Genomic DNA, 21,098 nt, shown 5'->3' on the forward strand with positions numbered 1-21,098 from the left:
ACGGTAGTCTTATGCTTTTGCGATACATCTTCTTTCGGGCGTTGATGCTGATCCCCGTGTCGATCTCGATCTCGGTTGTGATCTTCATGATTGTGCACCTGCTGCCCGGCGACCCGATTGATAACCTTATTCGGGTGGGCTCGTCACCGGATGACCGGGCGGCGCTGATCACCAAATACGGGTTGGATCAGCCCTTGATCACCCAATACTTCCGCTGGATCGGCGCGATGTTTCAGGGCGATTTCGGCGAGGCTATTGTGTTGCGTCGCCCCGTGGCTGACCTGATTGCGCAAAACCTGCCATACTCTTTGACACTCGGCGGGCTGGCCTTTGCTTTCTCCAGCATCGTGGGAATCGCCCTTGGAACCATATCGGCCACCACCCGCTCGACCATTGTGGAACAATTCGTGCGTGGGTTTATCCTGCTCGGCTCGACCGTGCCTGGGTTCTGGCTGGCGCTTTTGATGATCCTTTTCTTCTCGGTGCAACTGCAATGGTTTCCCGTCTCCGGCGCCAAAGGTTGGAACAGTCTGGTGCTGCCGGTACTGACCATCGGCTTTGGCGGTGTCGCACTGGTCGCAAGGGTGACGCGTGTTGCCCTGATGGACGTGCGGCGCGAGGATTTCGTGACATTGCTGCATGCCAAGGGTTTGCCGTCACGCACGATCCTGACCCGTCACCTGATGCCACACGCCATGCTGCCCGTGGTCACCATTCTGGCGCTGCGGATCGGCTGGATTTTGGGCGGCGCCGTGACTGTCGAATTTGTCTTTGGCCGCCCCGGTCTTGGTTCCCTGCTGATCCGCGCCCTAGGGCAACGCGACTATCCAGTTGTTCAGGGCTGCCTGTTGATGCTGGCGCTGGCGGTGATGCTCGGCACGTTGATTGGTGATGTGGCGCAGGCCGCAATGGATCCCCGTATTCGAGAGGTAAAGAAATGACGTCGATGACAGGCACCGCCGCCCGAGCCATGGCCGGATTTGGAGGGACCGCAGTCGGCCGCGCCTTCGGCTCCTGGCTGGGAAAAATAGCGGGCGGGTTTCTGGTTTTGCTAATCCTGACGGCGATCTTTGCGCCCTGGATCACGCCGTTTGATTACGCAGCACAAGATCTGATGAACGGCAACGCGCCGCCGGGTTGGCCGCATCTTCTGGGAACAGATCAATTTGGTCGCGATGTGCTCTCGCGGGTCATCTACGGCGCGCGCACTTCGCTTTCCGTCAGCGCCACGGCAATCGCAATATCCATCACTGTCGGAATGACTCTGGGTGCCGCAGCGGGCTATTTCGGCGGCTTCTTTGAGCGCGCGGTAATGACCGTGGTCGACCTGACGTGGTCGTTCCCTGATATCCTGATTGCGCTGATTTTCGTGGCGATCATTGGCCCTGGTCTGACCTCGACCACCTTCGCAATCGCCATCGCCTATCTGGCGCAGTTTACCCGACTGACCCGCGCCCAGATCGTGCGGCTAAAACGAGAGACCTTCATCGAGGCCACGATAAACCTTGGCGCCAAGCCACGCCATATTCTGCTGAAACACCTGCTGCCCAATGCGATTGCGCCAGTGATCGTGGTGGGCATGCTCGCCATCGGCGACGGCATCGTTCTTGAAGCGACCTTGGGCTTTTTCGGCCTGGGTGCGCAACCGCCCACCCCCAGTTGGGGGGCGATGATGTCTAGCGGCACGGCCCAGCTTTTCTTGAGCCCCTGGGTCATCATCTTTCCCGGTGTCGTCGTTGCCGTTACAGTGATTGCCGTGAACCTCTTCGGCGATGAGTTGATCCGCGCGCTTGATATCCGCGACCGGATCAGGGGGGCATGATCATGCTGGAAGTTCGCGACCTTGAAGTTGCCTTTGGTCCCGTGGCCCCGCTCTCAGGCGTCAGTTTCTCACTGGCCAAAGGCGAGACACTCGGCATCGTCGGTGAAAGCGGGTCGGGCAAATCCCTGACCGCGATGAGTGTGATGGGACTACTGCCCTTGTCAGGCGGGCGGATCACTGCAGGGTCGATTGTCTTTGACGGGCAAGAACTGACCACTTTGGCCGAACCCGCCTATCGCAAGCTGCGTGGGGCGCGGTTGGGGCTGATCACCCAGAACCCGATGACGTCGCTGGATCCGCTGCAAAAGATCGGTCCGCAGGTGGATGACGTTGCTGTGCTGCATCTGGGCATGACAGGATCTGAGGCCCGCGCACGCACGATCGATATTCTTGGCACATTGCGCATCCCCGAACCTCAACTCATCTGTGACCGCTACCCGCATCAGATGTCGGGCGGCATGAAACAGCGCATCGTGATTGCCATGGCGCTTGCCGCTGACCCCGACGTGCTGGTCGCGGATGAGCCGACGACCGCACTTGATGTAACCGTGCAGGCCCAGATCATCCGCTTGCTGGACGATCTGGTCAAAGAGCGTGATCTGGCATTGGTTCTGATCACCCACGACATGAGTGTTGTCGCCCAGACCTGCGACAAGGTGGTGGTGATGTATGCAGGTCGCGCGATTGAACACGGACCCGTCGAAGCCATCTTTGACGCTCCACAACATCCCTATACGCAAGCCCTGATCGGCTGCATCCCAAAGGGTCTGAGTGATGACGAACATCTGACGGGTATTCCGGGTACTGTCCCCACAGTGCTGAACTATCCCACGGGCTGCCCGTTTCATCCGCGCTGCCTCAGGGCAGAGGATGTCTGCTCAACGGATCGGCCTGCATTCGTGCAACACGGGCAAAGTGCTGCCGCCTGTCATTTTGCCGGTGCCGCCCCATGACCAACAAGCTTGAAGTGCGCAACTTTTCCAAACAGTTCACCAGTCCCGGCGGCCCATTCCGCAAGGCGCGTGCGATGCATGCCGTCAATGATGTTTCATTCGATCTGCCTGCGGGTCGGGTCATTGGCGTTGTCGGAGAGTCTGGCTGCGGCAAGTCCACGCTGGCGAGATTGATCCTGCGATTGATTGAACCCAGCACGGGCAGCCTGAAGTTTGATGGCGACGATCTGCGCGCCAAAACGCCGACACAGATGCGCAAGCTGCGCGCTGACATGCAGATGGTGTTTCAGGACCCTTATTCAGCGATTGACCCACGCTACACCATTGCCCGTGCGGTGATGGAGCCATTTGAGGTGCAGGGACGCAAACCCCAGGGCACCGCGGTTGAGGAGATCGACGCGCTTCTGACGATGGTCGGCCTGAACCCCGGTCTTGCCGGCAGCTTTCCGCACCAGATTTCCGGCGGACAGAAACAACGTGTCGGTATTGCCCGTGCACTGGCCCTGCGTCCGTCGCTGCTGGTACTGGATGAGCCGACCGCATCTTTGGATGTCTCCGTTCAAGCGCAGATCATCAGCCTGCTGGAACAGCTGCGCGACGATCTGGGGCTGACCTATCTGTTTATCAGCCATGATTTGAGCCTAGTGCGCTACTTCTGCGACGAAATACTGGTCATGTATCTGGGCCGTGTGGTCGAGGCGCTGCCGGACACGGACCTGCCTGCGCGCCACCCCTATACCGCGACCCTTATGGACAGCACCTTCGCGCCCGATCCAAAGTTGCGCCGTGTCATTACCTCCCTCGAAGGCGAAGTGCCCAGCCCGTTCAATCTGCCGCCCGGTTGCGCTTTTGCAGATCGTTGTCCGGGGGCCACGGCTGTGTGCCGGACAGAAACGCCCATATTATCTGCATTGGACGGCCATCCGGTCGCCTGCCATCATCCCCTCTAGAGGAATACGCCCTTGGTTGCCCGCATTCTGACCGCTGAGATTTCGCACGAAACCAATACGTTCAATATTCGCCCCACCGATATTCAGGATTTTCAGGATCGCTATCTTCTTGATGGCCCTGCCGCAATTGCGTCGCGTGGAGAAAAGAACACGGAACTCGCTGGTATTCTGGAAGTCGGGCGCAGAAATGGATGGGACCACACGCATGTGATCAGCGCCTCGGCCGGACCCGGCGGGCGCGTCACAGACCGAGCTTTTGATACTCTCTGCGCGCCCGTTCTTTTGGCGGCGGAAACTGGCGGTTGGGATGGCATCCTGTTGATCCTGCACGGCGCCATGGTCACCGCATCGCATGACGATGGCGAAGGGGAACTTCTGCGCCGCCTGCGCGTTCTCACTGGCCCGGATTTACCGATTGCTGTTACCCTTGATCCACATGCCAATGTCAGCGCAGCAATGTGCGCCCAGGCGCAAATCCTAGTTGCCTTCACCACATATCCGCACGTCGATATACGGGCCGCAGGGTAGCGGAATTGTTGCAGCGCATGATCGACGGCGATATTGCGCCTCAAACCCTGCGGGCGCATCGGCCAATGCTGGAAGAGGCAAATGGCGGCCGGACAGACATTGGGCCGATGATCGAACGGCATGCCATGGCCCGGGCGTTTGAAGCACGTAAAGGTGTTTATGCCGTCAGTATCAACGGGGCATTTCCCTGCGCCGATATCGCCGAGGTCGGCCCAACCGTTTTGGTTACAGCTGAAATGGGTCAGCCCGGTTCACAGGAGATCGCTGAAGAGATTGCCGATGATATCTGGGACCGGCGCAATGAGAGGCTGAATACCTATCTGACAGTGGCTGAGGCGGCCGAGGTTGCACGCACATGGAAAAAAGGAAGCGGACCTCTGGTGATTGCGGATTATGCCGACAATCCCGGCTCGGGTGCTTATGGAGATTCCACGGCACTGCTAACGGCGCTTCTGGAAGCAAGTATTACGGATGCCTGCTTTGGCCCAATGATCGACCCTGAAACGGCAGCTTTGCTTCAGGCGCAAACTGTTGGCGACACCGTCACCTTGAAACTGGGCGGTAGGACGGCACCGGAATTCGGCGGCGGACCCATCGAGATCACTGGTCGGGTGATGTGGCTCGGCGATGGCCTGGTAACAGGAAGTGGCCCGATCTTAGGCGGCCTGCAGCGCAGTTTTGGTGCGATCGCCGTAGTGCGGGTTGAAGGTATCGATATTCTGATCGTAAGTATCGCCCATCAGATGCTTGATCTGCGGCAGTTCGAGACATTCGGAATCCTCCCTCAGGATTGCCGGGTTGTGGCACTTAAATCCATGCAACATTTTCGTGCGGCCTTTGCCCCAATTGCGGGACGTATCATCGTGTGTGACAGCGGTGCCTTATGCACGGTCAATTATGGCGCATTACGCTATCGCGCTGTTCCACGTCCGATGCATCCTTTGGACATCATTCCATCATCATAGTTTTAACGCGGAAGCGATGGGAATAGCATGTATCCGCGACCAGGTTAACACGGCTGGGTGTTTCACTCGGCACGCTCTCGGTTCAACGTGCAAAAGTCCGGCCAATTGTATCAAGCGCACCATGCCGAAGCTCGAAGATATGAGCATTTTGGAGTCGAAAGAAGGTAGCGTTCTGCTTAAGGTGCCGCTGTGCGTAGAAACTTCCAAAATACCCTTAGTTGGATACTTGGCGCTGTCGTCATTCCGGGTGCGGAATTTACTACAACGCCCGTCAATGACTGCTTTTCAAGCTGTATCCAGAGCGAAGAGTCCAACGTCGTTAGTATTTTCTGAATCTTGGAGTTTTGACCTATGTCGTCAAGCGAAGAAACCAGCCATTCGCTCAGAAGCGGCAAAGGTCGGAGAAGTCCCGCTCCTCGATTGCCGGTCCTGGCTGCAGCGAAAGGGCTGTTTGAACTCCGCGCCTCAGAGTGGCTTTGAATGACCGGTCTGGCGACATCGGCTGCAACGCAGCGATGAGTGTGCCGCACCTGCGAGCGGATGCTGCGTCAGCAAACTCCCGGAAGGGAAACGGCAGCAAAGTCCGCTTGGCGGCCGTTCTAAGACTATTATCTAAAATTCCGTTTTGCGGGACTTTGCCGCCGTTTCCCTTCCGGGAGTTTGCTGACGCAGCATTCGCTCGCGCGTGCGGCACGCTCATCTCTGCGGTGCAACTGATGTCGTCTGACCTGTCATTGAAAACCAGTCTGAGGCGTGAAATTCAAACAGCCCTTTCTCTTCAGCCAGGACCAACTATCGAGGAGCGGATATTTCGACCGAACCTCGTTCACAGTTGAATGTCAGATGTTGATGGCAAAGCAGAAACTTTTCGAGAGCACCGGACTTCCGGGAAGTGCCGATTGTATTGAAAAACTCCCGATTTGGGGCTGGTCGATGAATTTTTTCGCTCCACAACTCCATTGAAAAATTTCGTCGAGGGGCCGGCCAAATCCGCTCTCCGGCGCTGTCCGGTCGCCTCGTTTTCTCTGACGCTCAATCAGGTCTGACTTTCGCGAGCGATGTGGTTTTGGCGAAGAATTACGTTTTTCAATTTTGGAGTTTTTCAACACAATCGGCCAAAAAATCGACTTTCGGCCAATTCATTTGCAGCCTAGATTTCATGGCTCGCGGTCTCTAATGTTCCCGCCGGGGAGGACTGAGTGTGGAACGCAGACTTGCAGCCATACTTGCAGCCGACGTGGTCGGCTATTCGCGCATGATCCGTGCGAACGAGGAAGGCACGCTCTTGGCACTTCAGGCGCTACGCCAAGAATTGATCGATCCAAAGATTGAGGAGCACCGCGGGCGCATCGTCAAACTCATGGGTGATGGGCTGCTGGTCGAGTTTTCAAGTGTCGTGGACGCGGTAGCCTTTAGCGCCGAAGTTCAAAATAAAATGGCAGAGAGAAATGCCGCAGTACCACAGGCCGAGCAGATCGTGTTTCGGATCGGCATCAATCTGGGCGATGTGGTCATCGAAGGTGACGATATCCATGGCGATGGTGTTAATGTGGCCTCCCGCCTTGAGGCTCTGTCGGAACCGGGCGGGATGTGCATTTCCGATGCGGTTCATGATCAAGTGCGTGATCGCCTGGATCTGGGTTTCGAGGATTCTGGAAAGCAGGAGGTGAAGAATATCGACCGTCCGGTGCAGACATGGAATTGGTCTGCGCAGGCTGCCGGAACATCGCCGGTGCCAGCCGTTGAAGATGCATCGCTGCCGCTGCCTGACAAACCCTCCATCGCGGTTCTGCCATTCGACAACATGTCGGGCGATGCTGAGCAGGACTACTTCGCCGACGGCATGGTCGAGGACATCATTACCGGCCTTTCGCGCATCAAGTGGCTGTTCGTCATCGCGCGCAATTCGAGCTTCGTCTACAAGGGCAAGGCTGTGGACATAAAGCAGGCCGGACGCGAGCTGGGCGTGCGCTACGTGCTCGAGGGCAGCGTCCGCAAGGCGTCAGATCGCCTGCGTGTCACTGCGCAGCTGATCGAGGCGGAAACCGGCCGGCACGTCTGGGCGGACCGTTATGACCGCACGCTCGACGACGTCTTTACGCTCCAGGACGAACTCACGATGACCGTGGTTGCAGTCATCGAGCCCAACCTGCGTCAGGCCGAGATCGAGCGGGTTAAGCGCAAGCGACCCGACAGCCTCGATGCCTATGACCTCGTGCTCCGTGCTGTTCCGCATGTCTATCCGGCGATGCCGGACAGGGCCGCCAGCGCGCTGCCGATGCTTGAAGGGGCGCTTGAAATGGAGCCTGAATACGCGCAAGCCCACGGCTTTGCCGCGTGGAGTCATGAAATCCTATTTGCGCGCGGCGGCGGGCACGATGAAAACCGCCTTGCGGCGATCCATCACGCCCAGGCGGCCATTGCCCATGGACGCGACGAAGCCATTGCGCTTTCGCTTGGAGGCTTTGTCATGGGCCTGGTGGCGCACGACCGCGACGCTGCGCGCCAGGCCTTCGAGGCAGCGCTTGCGCTTAGCCCGTCATCTGCGATTACCTATAACCTGGGCAGTGTCGTGGCAGCCATTGCCGGAAATGCTGACCGCGCCATCGAGTGGGGCGAGCGCGCGCTGCGCTTGAGCCCGGTCGATCCGATGAACTACGCACCATGGATGTCGATTACTTACGGACGGTTCCAGCGCGGTGAGTACGAGGCATCGGCGGAGGCAGCGCAGAAGATTTTCCAGGCTAATCCATATTGGAGCACTGCGCACGTTCTTCTGGCGGCGACGCACGCAAGGCTCGGACGGGTCGATGCGGCCAAGACGGCCGCCAACCGGGTCCTTGAGCTGGAGCCGGGCTTTACGATCAGCGGACTCTGCGCCGCCTTCGACATTCACCCGTCAGTTGCCAAACCCCTGGGCGAAGCGATCAGCCTGGCGGGGCTCCCGGCATAGATGCATCCGACCTATTTCCGTTTCTAAACGTACACCGGCTGGCGTCGAAACTTGCTACAGCCCGTATCGATCCACGTGAGATAAGGACGTTTGTTTGAATTACGTGGTCGTGTCACAGTGCATATCCAAACGTGTCGCAAGGTCCGGTGAGGGTCAAATATGCCCGTCAAGGCAAAGTCAGCTTTCCTGAACAGAGAAAGCCGCCGCACTAATTCACCTCTACATTCAGAACGCGGCTTTCCATTGCTCGGTGTCCACGAACCAACGTTCTTCGACTACCTTGTCGCTGTTGAAGCGAAATAACACAGACAATTGGCTGCCTTCCGGCACCTTGTCGCATTTCCATTCCACGATCGAGACGACCTCGGCCCTGTCACCGATCTGGCGGATGGAGTTGATTTCGAAGCCCGCGGGCAATGCGGCCCCCAGATTGTCTAGCGTTGAGCGAAAAGCGGCTTTGCCGTTCAGTACATCATTCTGGCCGGGCATCACAAAGACCATGTCATCGGTGTAGTCGGCGACAAGAACGTCCCAGTCTCCACGAGCAACGGCCTCCCATCCGCGCGTTACAATTGCGGCGGTGCTGGTGGTTTCCATATCGAGGGCTGTGTTTCCAGACGTGTTCATTTCATTCTCCTTTGGTTGTGCATATGGTTTCAGTCTACTAGGGGAACGCCAAGCGCGATATCGACCGCGTGCTGTATTTCGGCTAATGCATTTGATGTATTCGCCCGTGCAACCGCCTAAGATATCACGCCGGATAGGGACGGGTTGGGGAAGAATTTGGGTAAACCATCATCGCCTATTGATGCACTCAGTGCCCGTGAGCAAGAGATTGCCCGCGCCTTTTCCAGCGGTGAAAGCTACAACCAGATTGCGGAGCGATTGTGCATTGCACCATCGACGGTGCGAACACATCTGACGACCATCTATCGCAAGCTGGAAATTTCTTCAAAGCTCGAATTGCACAAGCTGATTGCAAATCCCGGCGACGCATCCGAACCCAACGCAAAACCGACACTGCCCGACAAACCCTCGATTGCCGTTCTGGCCTTCGAGAACATGTCAGGTGAGCCAGAGCAGGAGTATTTCTCCGACGGCATCACAGAAGACATCATTACCGCACTTTCGCGGTCACCGTGGCTCTTTGTTATCGCCCGAAACACCACCTTTACCTACAAGGGAGAGAACGTTGACGTACGCCGCGTGGCCTCGGAGCTTGGCGTGCGGTTTGTACTTGAAGGAAGTGTAAGGCGCTCAGGCGATCGCGTTCGCGTGACAGCGCAGCTGATTGACGGTTTAAGTGGCGGGCATGTCTGGTCGGAACGCTATGATGGCCAATTAGAAGACGTGTTCGACCTGCAGGACGAGATTACCCGCAATGTTGTCGCCTCGATCCAGACAAGCGTGCACCTGACCACCATTGATGAGCCGGTCGAACGCAGCGCTCGTCCGGACCTGACCGTCTGGGAGCTGACAATGCGGGCTTGGCATTTGCTCTATGACTTCACGCCTGAAAGTTTTGCGACAGCGCAGGCACTGCTAAACCGGGCCCTGGCGACCGATCCGCAAAGCGCTGAGGCCAACATGGTTTTATCACTGATCCATCACCACACTGCTCTGATGGGCTATGCCAGCGACACACAAGAGACAATGAGGACAGCTTATGCACTTGGTCGACGTGCGACCGAATTGGATGATCGCAACGAATACGCACATTGGGCCTTTGGCATCAGTGGCTGGGGGTTGAACAAGCACGACGAATCCATTGTCGCGTTGGAACGCGCGGTCGAACTGAATCCAAATTGTTCACTGGCCTATGGTAGCCTTGGAACGGCACTGGGCTTGGTGGGCCGGACAGAAGAAGCGATCAATAATCAGCAGATTGCGATCCGATCAAATCCGCGCGACCCCAGTATCTTTTTCCGTTTTTCCGGGATCGCTCTGGCGAGCTACCTTTCCGGGGAATTTGACGATGCGATCAACTGGGCTGGCCGCGCCATTCACCGCATGCCACGTTGGTATTTTGCGCATCTGGTGCTGGCAGCAAGTCATGTTAAATTGGATCGGATGGATGAGGCACATGCGGCAATCTGTGCCAGTAAGAAAGTTCTTCCGGATCTATCACTATCTGATCTGGATCGCGTGCCATTGAAAGAACCAGCCTTGATGGAAGAGCTGCGAGAATGCCTTCGCCGGGCCGGACTGACGGGCTGACGCGTTCAAATGACGTGCTGACAATAAGATCTTATACCTGCCCTATAGCAACTCACGCCGACAGTCCGCTGTTGATGAAATTGTCGATGTTATCGATCATCTTGGTAAAGTCCTGCTCGGTTTCGAAAAGCATATGATTTGGGCTGTTCAGCTGAACAAAAGAACTGCCCTCTATTTGACATGCGAGTAGCTTGCCTTCGGAGAGCGGGGCGACGGCGTCCCTGTCGCTGTGCAGAACCAAAGTTGGCGTTGTGATTTCCGGTAAGAGCTTGGCCACGTTCATGTCGTCAAACATGGCGCGAAACTGCGCGATGTTTTCAGCCGGTCCGCAGATTTTTTGAAAATCGTTGAACCATTGCATCTGTTCTTTTGATGCTTCCGGCATAAACAGCGTTGTCAGTGTTTGCCGGATCGCCGGGTTCTCATTGCCCCAACTATGGCGAATAAGGCTGACCAATGCGTCACTTTCTTCGCGATCCGCGTCGTTACCGCGGTGTTTGCGGCCCCTCGCATACCCTCCATTTAAAACAAGATGCGACACCCGGTCCGGCTGGCGAAGCGCATAGGCGATGGCGACAGATGCACCTTGAGACATGCCGAGGATCGCAAGTTTTTCATGGCCGTATTCATCAACAATCGCCGCCATATCATCGACCATACGCTCAAAGCTGATATCGACATCGGACCATTGCGAAAGACCGTTTCCGCGTTGGTCATATCGGATCACCTGAAACTTGCGAGACAGGTGCTTGAGGTAGCCGCTATAGACCGGGTTTTCCCAGTCCATGTCCAGATGCGACATCCAGCTACCAGCAATTAACAAGGGGGTGCCATCGCCCGAAATGGTATGCGCAATCGAAGTGCCATCCTTTGACCTGGCAAACTTTACAACAGGCATTTGTCCGGATTGCTGGCAAGACTTGGTTAGCTGTTCACTGACAGAGTTTCCTGTTGTCCGGCTCTGCGATTGAATGGAAACCGGCCCGATCAAACGAAACCCCCGTCGCCCGACGGTTTCAATGTATTTCGGTTCCGAGGCATCATCGCCAAGTGCCTTGCGAATTTCAAAAATATTCTCGCGAACCAGATCAGGGCTCACATGCAAGCCCGGCCACGCTGCCTGCAGGATATCGTTGCGTGACAGGACAGACCCGGCGTTGTTGATCAGGCAGGCCAATACGTCAGTGGATTTGGGTGACAATCCAGAGAGGTCTCCCCCTGACGACAAACCGCCATCCTCTAAGTTTAGAACCCATCTCTTCATTCAGTTTTCCAGTGATGCCAACAATTCCAACGATACAGCAACGATAGCGCAACGGCAGTGTTTTTTGATCCTGCATAGGGTGGTCTTGGAACCAGCGAGGAAAATCGCGATGCAGGAAATTCTGAAAGCCCTCGACACCTATCTTGCCACCAGAGTGGCAGGCGACGCCGATGCCTGGTTGTCGAACTGGGATGAAGACGGGGTTCAGCTTTTCCCAGGCGCCCGCGCAAGCAACAAGGATATGCTTCGCAAGACAACACCTGCACGTTTCAAAGCCATTCCCGTCAATACGTCTTCTATGGAGACCGACGACATTACAGTGATTGGTGATTACGCCTTTGCCTACGGGCACTTCACCCTTGAGCGTGTTGTGAATGGCGAACCAGTGTTGTTCGACGGGAAATTCCTCACGGTCTTGAAGAAACAGGCGGACGGAACCTGGAAGATCTATCGTGATTGCTCAAATTCAAATGATCATTGAGTGGCGCGCCCTGCGCCAGATAGACTAGGGTTAGCTGGTGTACGCCGGGTCAATATTTGAGTTGAAACAATCTATGTGAAATTTCCACTTGCCGTCTTTCTGGCGTTTCAGGATTGACAGGAACTTACCATCCGTTTGAGGTTGCGCGTGTTCTTCTGTGTAATCGCATGTGTATCGACCTCTTGCAAAAGCAACGTCGCCGAGGACTTCGATTTCATCCAATTCGATGACGAAAGACGACACCATGTTCTTGACAAATCGCGGCGGCAGAATTCTGCGCAGATCGTCCTTGTTTCTTGAAGGCCCGCCGGGCGGCATCTGTGTTCCATTCTCATCCCAAAGAGACAGCCACAAATCCGCATCAGCCGTTTCCCATGCCAAAGCATAGTTGCGATAGATATCTTGATAAATCTCTTTGACCGTATCCATTATTTTTCCTTTGGCAGATCACAAGGCCGTCTGCTAGCGCGCTAGGATAAGAAGACAGCGATTCTGCGAACAACACCAGCTTCATGGTATTCAGGAAAACTCCACGCGTCTATCTTATGATACACCAATATCGGTTGCCGCCGTCCGCGAGCCGCCCACAAAGGCAGCCAAACGAACCCGTCCTTCGATAAGTGTCTGTCATGGCTTTCCAATATCTCGTCTATTGCAAACGATGGTTAAAAAGATTGCAGAAAAATGGATGCGCTTAGCGGCGCACCATCTCACTCAGGGTGAGGCATGCAATTACGATGATCACGCCGATCCATTGCAGAGGGTCGAGCGATTCCCCAACAAACAGAATCGCACATAAGATCATCATCACCGGTTCAGATGTGCTGAGAAGGGAGGCGCGCGATGCGCCGATCATGTTGGCACTGATGAAAAAACACAAATACCCTAACGAGAAAGTCAGGCCCACGACGGCCACAAAAACCCATCCCAAAACCGACAACGGCGCCGAGATCGCAGAAATCATCCCTGTGGATGGCCCGATAGCGGTGATCGCCGTGAAAATCAAAAGCGCCCAGATTGTCATGAGCAGGTTAGAAAACGGCGCACCTATTTCTTTCGTCAGATCAGCCATTGAAATGATCATAACCGAGAACGCCACCATCCCCAAAAATGCAATACCAACGCCGCGCAGATCGAGGTTCGAAAAACTGACGCCGAGCAGCAGCGCGAGACCTAAAATTGCCATAGCCATGAGTATGAGCAACGGAGGTGTAAGGGGCGTTTCCCCTCTGAGATGCGCCACGACGGCAATCGGAAAGGGATATAAGAACAGAATAATACTGGCGAGGCTGATGTCGATATAAACAATTGATGCCAAAACACCGAACGCGGCGATTGTGTGTGAAATGCCCGCAAGCCAGCTCTTTCGCATGCCGCTCAGGGTCAGCTTAAACCTGCGTCCCGTCAGAAAGATAAAAACGATAAGAACCAGAACCCCGACAAAGGAACGCCCCAGCATGGCAAAAAGCGCGTTTGCGCCGTCTTCGTATGCCAATCTGGCGGCTGTTGGCATCAAGCCGAACAGGAAGGCTCCGACAAGTATCAGGGTTAAACCGAGCCGACTGCTTTCTTTTTGCATCTGATGTCCTCTTCGCCGTTCAGGTTGACCGAACGCTTGGCGTAAGTGAGTGCCCGACATAACCAGTCGTTCATGTGGTACGCAGCTAAATCTTCCAACAAGCCAGCGGCAGAGGTGTGAAATTTCCGCAACGCTTGCTCGCAGCAGGACAACCTGCTGCTCTGCCGATAAACATACGCTGCATGGCAGATGGAAATGCAGCCATCCTTCTACTGATCAAGCATTTCAGGGCTCCTTTCGGTTTTGCGTTGTTGATGAAGACAAGTTACCTTGCGGGCGCCAAGCAACCGTGCTGCTCGTCGTCAGGAGTCCGTCAAAAGTGAATTCACGTTCTGATTACGGCTCAAACACCTTACTCCGGCTGGAAATGCTGGGGCCGCTGCGTGTGGAAGTAGAGGGTGAAAGCCTGAGCCTGAGCGCAAAAAAGGGTCTGGCGTTACTGGTTTATTTGGGCCTTCGGGCTGAAACCAATGTCCCTCGTGAAACAGTTTGTGGCTTGCTTTGGGGGGATAGCCGCGAAGCTCAGGCCAAGGCCAGCCTAAGACAAGCGCTCACAACTTTGCGCAAATATCTTGGGGCCGCCTCCTCAGCGATTGGCGCTGACAGAGATCGCCTGTCTTTCAACCGTTCACTGGTCCAGTCCGATGTTACTGACTTCCTTAAACTTGCCGGGCTGGGTACGGAGAACGCTCTTGAAGAAGCCGCAGAGTTATACCGGGGTGACCTGCTTGAAGGGTTCGGACAAGTCACCCCTGAATTTGATTGCTGGCTTGATGGCGAGCGAAGTGCACTCCGGGCCCGATATTTCACTGTGCTGACGAAACTCTGCGATGCCTATGAAACTCAGGGACGTCAAGAAGATGTTATCACCGCTGCAAGCCTCGTTCTCAGACTGAACCCATTATGTGAAGACATGCATCGAAAACTTATGAAATCGTATCTGGCGCAAAACCGCACCGACGCGGCTCTCAAGCAATTCTCCAGCCTTAAGGACACACTGGATCGCGAACTCAATGTAAGCCCCGAACCGGAAACACAAGACCTCATGCGTAAAGTGCGTTCAAGCCGGTCACGCAGGTCGGAACCGGAGCTCGAACCAAATCTGAAACCCCGTTCCCAAGCCACTAAACATGTCAAAAAAACGCAACATGATGGCAAACCCTCAATTGCGGTTCTCCCCTTTCAGAACATGTCTTTCGATCCTGAGCAGGAGTATTTTTGTGATGGCGTTTCAGAGGATATCATTACAGAATTATCGCGGTTCAGCAGTCTATTTGTTGTCGCTCGGAATTCATCCTTTACCTTCAAGGGCCGGACCTTCAAACATCAGGATGTCGCTCAGGAGCTGGGTGTTCGGTATATGCTGGAAGGGAGCATCCGGCGTGCCGGTGACCGTATTCGGGTTACAGCACAGCTTATCGAATGCGCTGCTGGCTCTCATATCTGGGCCGAGCGTTATGAAAAGACTCTCGACGATATCTTCGAGCTTCAAGACGATATTACCCGAAGCGTAGTTGGTGCGATTGCACCGCAAATTGAACAGGCTGAGATCGCAAGAGTTTTTCACAAACGTGAGATTGAGTTCAGCTCTTACGATCTTGCCCTAAAGGCAAAGGCACTCTTTCATAATGGGGCTTACGCCGACACAGACGGCCAGGATGCTGTTGTTGAGTTGGCCGAACAGGCACTCGAACTGGACCCGCGCAACACGGACGCGATCTGGATACAGGCATTCTCCTACGTGATACGGCATCTCTACCAGTTGGACGATAACCCCGGACCCCTTCTCGACAGGGCGGATGCCGCCGCTGAAAGCCTCTTCAAGTCAGATCGCCCAGAGCCAGGTGCATTCAGCGTCCGCGGTATGATCCGCCACTTCAAGGGAGAGTTCGACTCGGCCACCGCAGATTTCCGCCGCGCCTTCGACCTGAATCCGAACTTTGCGCTGAACATCTTCTTCATGGCATGGCACGAATCTCTCGTCGGCAGGATGAAAGAGGCTAAAGAACATGCTCAGTTTGCACTTCGCCTTTCGCCGCGCGATTCCGATTACTGGGTAGGAGATGCCTTCCTTTCGCTTGCCCAGGCATGTTTTGCCGAAAGCCGCTTTGAAGAGGTTCAGAATTGGGGAGCGCGCGCCATCCAGTATTCCGCGCGCGCGCCGATCCGGCGGGCATTGATGATCGCCAGCGCCACCCATCTTGGCCAGCCCGAAGACGCCCGACCTCATGCCGACGCCCTCGCGTCGTTTGCGCCCAAGTTTCTTGACAGCATCGTCTCCGGTCGCCTCATCCTGTACCGTTTGCCCGAACACAACGCGCTGCTGGTATCAGGGATCAAGAAGTCGGGTTACCTATCTTAGTGCGACATGTGCGGACTGTTGGAAACGGGACATGCGTCGCCAACAAAGATCAGCCGATAAGTCCAGCTTTTCGGTAGCCTTCGAGCCAGTGTTCAGCATCTTCGGGCCGCTTGCACAATCGCGCATGAGCCTTAGCGTAAAATGTGAAATCTGAGTCTTTCGGGCGGCCATCTTCGAACAACGCAGCAGCTTGGCGGGATTCCTTCATTTGTCCGAGTTGCGCGTAACATGCAGCCAGGTGCGAATACATGTGAACAGGCGGATCGCGCCAGCGTTTGTAGATCCTTATGGCCTCTTCATAATTGCCCAGCATGTAGTTGGCTTCGGCTAGGGCTTCAAACTGGTAGTCTGGCGCTAGCGGATCATGGGCCAATGCCTTGATCAAGTGCTCGACAGCTTCCTTTGATTTTCCCGAATAGTTCAAGAGAACACCCTTTTCGAGAAGGGCAAAGATCTCATTTGGATTCAAGGCAAGCGCCTTGTCGGAGTGTATTTGGGCCAGATCATGTTCGCCACAAACCATGAAAACTTCGCAAGCCATCGCGTGAACGTAGTGATCTCCCTCTCCCAAAGTTAGCGCACGCTGGATGTACTTGCGCGCGGCAATTGTCGGATCGTTGCCAATCGGGCTGAGAGTGAAAACACTATACGCGTGTACATAGGCGGTCAGCGCAAATGCCTGCGCGAAATTCGGATCAATCCGTGTAGCTGTTGCAAGTTGCTCCAATGCTTCCCGCGCATTGCTGCTTGTATGGTCATACAACTGCTGAGCCCGCAGAAAGCACTCATAAGCGGAGAGACTTTCGCTCGGTTTCTTCCGGGAATACGCGACCAGAGCGCCCTGCAGGCGAAGGGGAAGAACTGTAACAATCGTTTGAGTAATTTCATCCTGCAACTCAAACATATCTTCCAGTTCACGGTCGTAACGCTCCGCCCAGATATGGTTGCCAGTTGCCGCTTCAATGAGCTGTACTGAGATTCTAAGTCGCTTGCCAGACTTACGCACGCTACCTTCAACGATGTATGTTGCACCTAGATCTTTTCCGATCTCCTGGACCTTTGTAGATTTTCCTTTGTAAGAAAAAGAAGAATTCCGAGCGATGACAAACAGCTCCTGGAAACGACTGAGCTCAGTGATGATGTCTTCGCTGATACCATCGGAAAAATACTCCTGTTCCGGGTCACCCGACATGTTGTTGAACGCCAAGACCGCTATGGATGGCTTGTCCTGGGATGATGGTTGCCCAGCCGCCGGGACCAATGGTTCTGCTGCAATATCGCTGATGCGATAGGTGCGAATGGGTTCGGGGAAGTTTTTTAACTCTTGCTTACCCATATCTTCGAAACGGGCACTCAGCTTCGAATGGACGCTCTGGTAGACGATATCAGAAATGCACACCCCACCAACGTTTGCGAGCGCCTCAAGCCGTGCGGCAAGATTGACGCCGTCTCCATAAATATCATCGCCTTCGATGATTACGTCCCCGAGATTGACTCCGATGCGGAGCTTGATCTGGCTATCATCCCTGATCAGTGCTTGCTGGATAGCAATGGCGCACTCAACTGCATCAACTACCGATGGAAACTCCACCAGCACTCCATCGCCCATCAATTTCACTATGCGGCCACCGTGCCTTTCCGTCTCTGGGTTGAACAAGTCCTTGCGATGGGCTTTGAGCGCGGCCAAGGTACCTGCCTCGTCCGCTGCCATAAGCTTGGAATAGCCTACCACGTCAGCGGCCAGAATTGCAGCAAGTTTGCGTTCCACCAGCGGTCCTCCCTAGCGGGAACCTTAACTTTCAAAGTTTAGAATATCTATGGGATCGAACAAACATCTGAATGGGCATGAAGCGGACATACGATCTTCGTCGCGATCTGAATTCCCAACTGAGATTTCCATGTCGCTTTGTCCGCATTGCTGAGCAGCCCTATCTGCGCATCTTTCGAGTTCATGGTTTCAGATTTGCTACGCAATTCATAAACGGCTGCTATTTCCTCTGCACGGCAGCGTGAAACTTTACGCCATTGCAGAAAAATCGGCGCTGCGTGCGCTCGCAGCGAGAAAATCGAATTCACGGGTTGGGCTCGATTGAGACATCTGCTGCGCCTCGAAGCATCATCCAAACTCGGGCGGAAAGTGTGAATTCGCTGCATCCGCGAAAGCAATCCCACCAAACTGCAAAAGCGGCCATTCACAGGTCTGAGACAGGTTTTCTTTTGCGGCGGCTAGCACAGAGGTCGGCAATGCGCAGATAGTGAACTTTGCAAAGTCGCGTGGACGGCGCATTCCCTCCGCTTTGAGTGTGATCTGGCGCTGCAATGCAGCTTCCGCAAACCTGCCGTTCGTGCAATACGCAGCATTTGAGAGGCGTAGAGGTCGGCTCTGCGGGACGAGGCGGACTTCCACGTAAAAGAACTGAGCGGCGGCTTAAAAAAGCAAATCAGCCTTTCATTGATCAGAAAGGCTGATTTGTGAGTTTTTTACTACTTGCCTCGGATCAAAGTTGGTTCAAGGAACCAGGTTCGCAAACTGTTCTACTTCTACTTCTACTTCTACTTCTACTTCTACTTTGCTAGCGATTTTGCCTGTGAAATCCAGTTGTCACGGGTAGCTCGCCCTTTGAAGCCTTCGAGATTGTCATCAACCCATGCAAGTTCTGCCGGTGTCCATTCCGCAACTTGGTCAAAGTGATAGTAACCCAAACTGTTCAGGAGCTTTTCCATCGAAGGACCAACCCCACTGATTTCTTTCAAGTCATCGGCAACGCCACCGCGCGGTGCGGACAGTCCCTCAGGTTTGGAGGCTTGGCCTGTGAATGCGGCCGGTGCAGCGCCAGCAGTTGCCGCATTAGATCTGCTTCGGCACTCTTTCAGATCGGCGGCCAGCTTATCGCGTTCTACCTTCAGAGCATCCCGTTCCGCTCGCAAAGCCGGATTATCTTCAGGCGTAGCGGATTCCTCAGATTCTGCATCAAGCATCCCCGATTTGAACAGCAATCCCGCACCAACTGCACCAAGTACTGGCGCAACTATGAACAACGGAAGCTGAACGATCGACCACCAGCCAGAGAACAACGCTGGCCCGATCGAGCGCGCGGGGTTAACTGAAACGCCTGTAACGTTGATGCCGACGAGGTGAATAACAACAAGTGCCAAGCCAATGGCAAGGCCAGCTATGGCGGCCGGAGCAGCCGAACCGGTTGCGCCAAGAATGACGACCATGAACAAGAATGTAGCGACCAGTTCAAATATGAAGGCCGAGAATATTCCATACTCTCCAAGATAACCTTCGCCCCAACCATTCTGACCGAGACCGTTCTCAGCAATGGTATACCCGGCGGAGCCGTTTGCGATGATCAACAAGACAAGAGCCGCGACGATTGCGCCCGAGACTTGTGCTATGATGTACTTGATGGCTTCTGGCATTTCCATGCGGCCTGCAGCAACCATGCCGAGCGATACGGCCGGGTTGATATGGCATCCTGACACCGCTCCGATGCCGTAAGCCATGCCGATCAAAGCCAAACCAAAAGCAAAGCTAATACCAGTTAGACCAATGTCCCCTCCCGCAATGACGGCCGCTCCGCAGCCAAATAGCACTAGCGTGAACGTGCCTATGAATTCAGCAACTTGTTTGTTCATTGTTATTTCTCCCTTGAACTTACGTCCTCAAATTAGAAGCATGACTAGGCCATGATAGGGGAAAAGCACAGATTTCTATTCAAATTGGCTGCTTCGTGTCGGGAAGCAGTCGTTCGACCTCAGCGCAGAATCAAGCAGTTTGGGCTGACAACCGGCATGAGAAGTTCGGCCAGGGCACGGTTGGTAAAATCCTCAACCGCACGATTGACGGGGATGAACGCATTGCCCCGGAAACGGCCCTGAAGCGGACAGTAGGCCGGGGCCGGGAGGATGCGCTTGTCGCCAGCCGGGACATTGAAAAGGCAGCACCGGGTGCCTCTGACAACATCGCCGATAGTTTGCAAGGGGACTTTCAGGACGCTATCTATTCACCAGAGGGCAAGTTCAGTCCTGCCCGTGCTCGTTCTTGGCTGCGCAGCAACCGCGAAGTGCTTCGGCGCCAGTATCCTGAACTGCTGGGTGAGATGAACCGCGCCCTCAAGGGGCGTACACAGGCCGCTGCCTTCGCCGCCAGGGGCAAGGTAAGGGCCTCTCTGGATGACCAGACGCCAACAGGAAGGATAGCCAGTGGTGCACCGGACAAGGCAGTACAGACGATCATCACCGCGACGGACCCGGCGCGTATCGTCAACGCCGCCCGCAAGGACGTTTCTGGGAAAGCTCTGGATGGCCCTAAAGGGGCTTTTACTGATTACCTGATTGGCAAAGCCGGAACCAAGAACGGCCTATCCGGTGAAGAACTGTTCGGGCTTATCGCCGATTCCAAGACCAACGCCGCTCTACGCCGAGTGTTCAAGCCGCAGGAGTTCGCCAACATGGTCAAGGTGGCCCGTGAATTGCGCAAGCTGGATGCTCCACGGTCAAACACACCCGAAGTTCTCAACAGCCCCGCCAACAAGCTGATTGAAACCATCGCCGGCATTGCCGCTGTCAAAGCCGCTGGCAACATGCATTCCGGTGGTGCGGGTGAAAGCCTTCAGATTGCCAACATGGCCTCGGGCCGGGCAAAGCAGTTCCTGCAACGCCTGACCAATGACAGGGCGCGCCAAATCCTCGTAGATGCCGTGGAAGACCCGGAACTGATGAAGGTTCTTTTGGGCAGGCCCAGCAACCTCAACTCTCCAAGGGTTCAACGCATCATGTCGCGCTATCTGACAGGGACGGTGGGGGCTGTGGTGCAGGGGGAGTGAGGGGCGCAATACCGAGTTCAACCTGGCCCGGGCTGCAACGCCAGCTTTCATCTAAAATGCAATATGGGTGCTTTACGGAAGTTATCGTAAAGCACCCATTTTTCAGTAGATAGATTGTGTTGTCAGCCGGGTAAATCTTCGCCCTCACCCCACACGGTCACCAAGAGAGTAGCTGTATCGCCTCCGTCGATT

At 55.1% G+C, this 21,098-nt stretch carries 16 protein-coding genes and 2 pseudogenes; 11 read left to right on the plus strand and 7 right to left on the minus strand.

All coding sequences use genetic code 11. The annotated features are described in order from the left end of the window. The first annotated feature begins 11 nt into the window (after positions 1-11). The 7 genes and pseudogenes from LC334_RS20765 (at position 12) to LC334_RS20795 (ending at position 8,171) form a co-directional block, all read left to right on the plus strand. Positions 12-941 (plus strand): ABC transporter permease, encoded by a 930-nt coding sequence (locus tag LC334_RS20765; protein ID WP_085802331.1) that lies wholly within the window; start codon positions 12-14, stop codon positions 939-941. After that, entirely contained in the window at positions 938-1,822 is an 885-nt protein-coding gene (locus tag LC334_RS20770) for an ABC transporter permease (protein ID WP_085802332.1), read from the plus strand. The genes LC334_RS20765 and LC334_RS20770 overlap by 4 nt, the downstream gene beginning before the upstream one ends. Before the next feature lie 2 nt (positions 1,823-1,824). After that, a complete protein-coding gene (locus LC334_RS20775) occupies positions 1,825-2,775 on the plus strand; it encodes an ABC transporter ATP-binding protein (protein ID WP_085802344.1) in 951 nt (316 codons plus the stop codon). After that, on the plus strand, positions 2,772-3,725 hold the full coding sequence (locus LC334_RS20780; RefSeq protein ID WP_085802333.1) for an ABC transporter ATP-binding protein: 954 nt from the start codon (positions 2,772-2,774) through the stop codon (positions 3,723-3,725). The genes LC334_RS20775 and LC334_RS20780 overlap by 4 nt, the downstream gene beginning before the upstream one ends. A 12-nt stretch (positions 3,726-3,737) precedes the next feature. Beyond that, positions 3,738-4,543: pseudogene (locus tag LC334_RS20785) on the plus strand (M81 family metallopeptidase); the annotation flags it as partial. A 90-nt stretch (positions 4,544-4,633) separates the two neighbouring features. Then, complete coding sequence (locus LC334_RS20790; RefSeq protein ID WP_223413107.1) at positions 4,634-5,218, plus strand: MlrC C-terminal domain-containing protein; 585 nt, start codon at positions 4,634-4,636, stop codon at positions 5,216-5,218. 1,201 nt (positions 5,219-6,419) lie between these two features. Continuing rightward, complete coding sequence (locus LC334_RS20795) at positions 6,420-8,171, plus strand: adenylate/guanylate cyclase domain-containing protein (protein ID WP_217809135.1); 1,752 nt, start codon at positions 6,420-6,422, stop codon at positions 8,169-8,171. Positions 8,172-8,396: 225 nt separating this feature from the next. Here the strand turns inward: LC334_RS20795 and LC334_RS20800 are convergent, their stop codons facing one another. Next, positions 8,397-8,798, minus strand: a complete 402-nt coding sequence (locus tag LC334_RS20800) for a nuclear transport factor 2 family protein (protein WP_217809136.1) — start codon at positions 8,796-8,798, stop codon at positions 8,397-8,399. Between the two features lie 156 nt (positions 8,799-8,954). Between LC334_RS20800 and LC334_RS20805 the strand changes: the two genes are divergently transcribed. Continuing rightward, on the plus strand, positions 8,955-10,388 hold the full coding sequence (locus tag LC334_RS20805; protein ID WP_176237784.1) for a LuxR C-terminal-related transcriptional regulator: 1,434 nt from the start codon (positions 8,955-8,957) through the stop codon (positions 10,386-10,388). Positions 10,389-10,440: 52 nt separating this feature from the next. Here LC334_RS20805 and LC334_RS20810 read toward each other — a convergent pair whose 3' ends face one another. Next, positions 10,441-11,379 carry an alpha/beta fold hydrolase gene (locus LC334_RS20810; RefSeq protein WP_263286594.1) on the minus strand — a complete coding sequence of 313 codons (939 nt, stop codon included), beginning with the start codon at positions 11,377-11,379 and terminating at the stop codon, positions 10,441-10,443. Between the two features lie 9 nt (positions 11,380-11,388). Beyond that, positions 11,389-11,652 (minus strand): annotated as a pseudogene (locus LC334_RS23320) (winged helix-turn-helix domain-containing protein); the annotation flags it as partial. A 109-nt stretch (positions 11,653-11,761) separates the two neighbouring features. On the opposite strand from LC334_RS23320, the gene LC334_RS20815 reads away from it, so the two are divergent. Then, positions 11,762-12,133, plus strand: coding sequence for a YybH family protein (locus tag LC334_RS20815; RefSeq protein ID WP_085802337.1), 372 nt, complete (start codon positions 11,762-11,764; stop codon positions 12,131-12,133). A gap of 30 nt (positions 12,134-12,163) precedes the next feature. On the opposite strand, the gene LC334_RS20820 is transcribed toward LC334_RS20815, so the two are convergent. Next, positions 12,164-12,562, minus strand: a complete 399-nt coding sequence (locus tag LC334_RS20820; protein ID WP_085802338.1) for a YybH family protein — start codon at positions 12,560-12,562, stop codon at positions 12,164-12,166. Positions 12,563-12,827: 265 nt separating this feature from the next. Continuing rightward, a complete protein-coding gene (locus LC334_RS20825; protein WP_176237785.1) occupies positions 12,828-13,712 on the minus strand; it encodes a DMT family transporter in 885 nt (294 codons plus the stop codon). A gap of 319 nt (positions 13,713-14,031) precedes the next feature. Between LC334_RS20825 and LC334_RS20830 the strand changes: the two genes are divergently transcribed. Next, positions 14,032-16,074 carry a BTAD domain-containing putative transcriptional regulator gene (locus LC334_RS20830; protein ID WP_139836540.1) on the plus strand — a complete coding sequence of 681 codons (2,043 nt, stop codon included), beginning with the start codon at positions 14,032-14,034 and terminating at the stop codon, positions 16,072-16,074. A gap of 49 nt (positions 16,075-16,123) precedes the next feature. Here the strand turns inward: LC334_RS20830 and LC334_RS20835 are convergent, their stop codons facing one another. Together LC334_RS20835 and LC334_RS20840 are read right to left on the minus strand one after the other, a co-directional pair. Further along, positions 16,124-17,842 carry an adenylate/guanylate cyclase domain-containing protein gene (locus LC334_RS20835; RefSeq protein WP_085802341.1) on the minus strand — a complete coding sequence of 573 codons (1,719 nt, stop codon included), beginning with the start codon at positions 17,840-17,842 and terminating at the stop codon, positions 16,124-16,126. A 797-nt stretch (positions 17,843-18,639) separates the two neighbouring features. Continuing rightward, on the minus strand, positions 18,640-19,716 hold the full coding sequence (locus LC334_RS20840; RefSeq protein ID WP_223413105.1) for an aquaporin: 1,077 nt from the start codon (positions 19,714-19,716) through the stop codon (positions 18,640-18,642). Positions 19,717-19,811: 95 nt separating this feature from the next. On the opposite strand from LC334_RS20840, the gene LC334_RS20845 reads away from it, so the two are divergent. Continuing rightward, positions 19,812-20,906: a hypothetical protein gene (locus LC334_RS20845; protein ID WP_085802343.1), complete on the plus strand. Its 1,095-nt coding sequence runs from the start codon at positions 19,812-19,814 to the stop codon at positions 20,904-20,906. Positions 20,907-21,098: the final 192 nt, after the last annotated feature.

It is taken from the genome of Roseovarius aestuarii, assembly GCF_019966515.1.
In the GTDB taxonomy this organism is placed as follows: domain Bacteria; phylum Pseudomonadota; class Alphaproteobacteria; order Rhodobacterales; family Rhodobacteraceae; genus Roseovarius; species Roseovarius aestuarii.

Excerpts from the sequence above, each read along its gene's own strand:
- LC334_RS20765 (WP_085802331.1), top strand. The coding sequence starts at position 12 with ATGCTTTTGCGATACATCTTCTTTCGGGCGTTGATGCTGATCCCCGTG.
- LC334_RS20770 (WP_085802332.1), top strand. The coding sequence starts at position 938 with ATGACGTCGATGACAGGCACCGCCGCCCGAGCCATGGCCGGATTTGGA.
- LC334_RS20775 (WP_085802344.1), top strand. The coding sequence starts at position 1,825 with ATGCTGGAAGTTCGCGACCTTGAAGTTGCCTTTGGTCCCGTGGCCCCG.
- LC334_RS20780 (WP_085802333.1), top strand. The coding sequence starts at position 2,772 with ATGACCAACAAGCTTGAAGTGCGCAACTTTTCCAAACAGTTCACCAGT.
- LC334_RS20800 (WP_217809136.1), bottom strand. The coding sequence starts at position 8,798 with ATGAACACGTCTGGAAACACAGCCCTCGATATGGAAACCACCAGCACC.
- LC334_RS20815 (WP_085802337.1), top strand. The coding sequence starts at position 11,762 with ATGCAGGAAATTCTGAAAGCCCTCGACACCTATCTTGCCACCAGAGTG.
- LC334_RS20820 (WP_085802338.1), bottom strand. The coding sequence starts at position 12,562 with ATGGATACGGTCAAAGAGATTTATCAAGATATCTATCGCAACTATGCT.
- LC334_RS20825 (WP_176237785.1), bottom strand. The coding sequence starts at position 13,712 with ATGCAAAAAGAAAGCAGTCGGCTCGGTTTAACCCTGATACTTGTCGGA.
- LC334_RS20840 (WP_223413105.1), bottom strand. The coding sequence starts at position 19,716 with ATGAACAAACAAGTTGCTGAATTCATAGGCACGTTCACGCTAGTGCTA.